The following is a 2,520-nucleotide window of genomic DNA, read 5'->3' as shown; positions in this document are numbered from 1 at the left end:
ACTAAAACAAACTAAGAAATATCCACTTGTACAAGAAGCCAAAGACTACAATACACTTTTATCCAAAACACGAGTTAAGATAGAACACATTTTTGTCAAGTTTAAGGCCTTTAAAATGTTTTCTACCACTTACCGAAAGTCATTAATAAGGTTTGAACTTAGAGTGAAATTGGTGTTTGGGTGGATTGGGTAGTTTTGCAGGATGTCTATTGCTAATTTCTTTTACTTTTTATTAAATTTGGTAGAGAATTACCTTCTGTCTTTTTGGTGTCTTTATCCGCCTATCTGCTACGATTTGCCAAAGTTATCAAATCATCATTGCCTACTACCTAGACCGACTGGTAAAATGAATAAATTTTCAAAAATCTATTGAAAATCATCAGTATATCGGTTAGTATACGATCAGTACTTTGGTAAGTGGATTGAATTGTAATTTTGGACACCTTACTTAGTTTAAGGTCACTCCCAACTCCATAGATGAGTTTAAGCAAGCCCAGCCCTTTCAATCGCCCAAAAGCAACACCCTATTGTACGCTTACTGTTGACAGACACCGCATTTTGACCTAAACCATCAGATGCGGTGTTTTTATTTTTAAACACCAAGCATTCCATTAACCACCCCTACCAACCGCTCCCACAGCTCATCATCGCCCAAAAGTTCGTATTCTTTGACCAATTTATTACTTCTAATGCCTTTATTATCAATGATACTTCTGATGATACGGTCGGCATCTTGGTTGCTCATATCGATGACTTCTTTAATCGCTTGGCGTGTCTTATCATAGGCTCTAAGATAAGCGGATTCTTCTGCCATATCTACACTAATGACCTGCCTTATAAGCTCTGATAAATACAATGCGTGGGCAGTCAAGTCCATATACCGCCACAGACTTTGTGTGTTTTTGTCCGCCTGTACCACAAGATTGCTTTTAATCCCGTCTGAATAAGTAGTAGGCTTACTGGCAAAGTGGTAATTATCCTGCACGCTTTGCATTAAGGGCTTGGAGATGGTATCCAAGATGGCGTCATAGGCACGCTCGGCGGTAGGACTGTCAATGATGGCTTTGGAGATGGGTAAAATCACAGGGTCATCAGTCTGCCCATCTCGCCTTAATACATCATTCATCAAAAAACGATGAATGCGTCCGTTGCCGTCTGCTAAGGGGTGTATATAGACAAAACCAAAGGCGATCACCGCACTTCTCATCAAGGCAGATTGCCCCTTTGTACTTTCAAAAAATGCGTTAAGCCCTTCTAGCTTTGATGGCACTTCTTGGCAGGGTGGAGCGATATAATGCACAATCTCTTTGGCGTGGCGATAATTGCTCTCGCCCACAAATACAGGCGACTGTCTTAGCCCAAAATGTTTAATACTAAGGCTTTTGCCAATAATTTCCTGTTGAAGTGCAGCCAGCCTCTCACCTGACAAAACAATTTCGCCTTGTCCGATTTGTTCTGCCATCACTCTGGCAAATCGCTCAATGCGACTTTCTTGACCGCCCTCTCCCTCAATGGTAAAGCTGGCACGACTTTCACGCAAAGTAATCCATGCCGAAGCACGCACCAACAAATCCTCGCCAAACTCCTGCCTAAGCTGTGCCAAATGCTGCTTAACATCAAAGGCGGTGGCGGATAATAGCATTGGTGTTTTGACCACCATCGGAGCAAAGTCCTTAGTACCTGCGATATTATTATTCACTCGCCAGCGACTGTCTTTAATGGGGGTATTTGCCACCACCACTTTATCGCCATCTAAGACATCGACATAGCCACCGCCAATGTCAGACGGCAACTCCAAACGCTCATCTGTCAGCCATTCATATAAAAAAGCTGCTCTTCTGGCATAGCGACCTGTTGGCTCGTCATTGACCCATTCTTGGATTAGTCTGCCATCCATCTTATCAAACAGTCTTGTCAAAAATTCTAGGCTGGGTATTTCATTTTTTAGATAAAAGGTAAGATGAGCTACCACATCATCACCCAAACGGGTGCGAGCAGGATAGAATTCTTGGGTATAATGCCCCTCTGTAAGCGTGCGACGGCTGGTGCCAATTTGACTTATCACATAAGGCTTTATCCATAAGGGTATGCCAAAATGATAAGATAGCCACAGCACACCCAGCATATCCTGTGGGTCTGTGGTTTGGATGATGATTTGTGGGTGTATTGAAGTCATTAATAATTACTCAGCTATCATTTTGACGATTTGTGGCAAATTTTAGCACAAAATGTTTTTGTATGATACAGAATGATAATATTTGGGGATATTTTGTGCATTTTGATAATATGGGCTGATAAGTCGCTTGAATTTTGGGCACTCGTCCAAAAAGTATGCTGTAACAAAAACTAAATAAACAACTTGAACAAAAATTGGTAATTTACGGTTATGAAGATACAAATTACCATGACTTGCCCAAGTTGCCTGTCGGTTAGTATAAAGAAAAATGGCATAAAAAGCCATGGCAAACAAAACTATTTTTGTAAACACTGCCACAGACATTTGTTCATCATTTACAGCTT

Annotated in this window: 2 protein-coding genes and 1 pseudogene; 2 read left to right on the top strand and 1 reads right to left on the bottom strand. The window is 41.2% G+C overall.

The window, feature by feature from the left end:
- Positions 1-193 (top strand): annotated as a pseudogene (locus K941_RS17635) (IS5/IS1182 family transposase); the annotation flags it as partial.
- A gap of 399 nt (positions 194-592) precedes the next feature.
- Here the strand turns inward: K941_RS17635 and K941_RS0112325 are convergent.
- A complete protein-coding gene (locus K941_RS0112325; protein ID WP_029103831.1) occupies positions 593-2,176 on the bottom strand; it encodes a Fic family protein in 1,584 nt (527 codons plus the stop codon).
- A 210-nt stretch (positions 2,177-2,386) separates the two neighbouring features.
- On the opposite strand from K941_RS0112325, the gene K941_RS17425 reads away from it, so the two are divergent.
- Positions 2,387-2,520 (top strand): IS1 family transposase (locus tag K941_RS17425; protein ID WP_167539609.1); only part of this gene is annotated, 134 nt, incomplete at its 3' end.

The organism is Moraxella caprae DSM 19149 (assembly GCF_000426885.1).
GTDB classification, from domain to species: Bacteria; Pseudomonadota; Gammaproteobacteria; order Pseudomonadales; family Moraxellaceae; genus Moraxella; species Moraxella caprae.
The sequence above is the reverse complement of the archived record's forward strand: the minus strand, read 5'-3'. Positions and strand labels throughout refer to the sequence as shown.

Bases quoted from the DNA above. Each gene is read 5' to 3' on its own strand.
- K941_RS0112325 (WP_029103831.1), bottom strand. From the start codon at position 2,176: ATGACTTCAATACACCCACAAATCATCATCCAAACCACAGACCCACAG.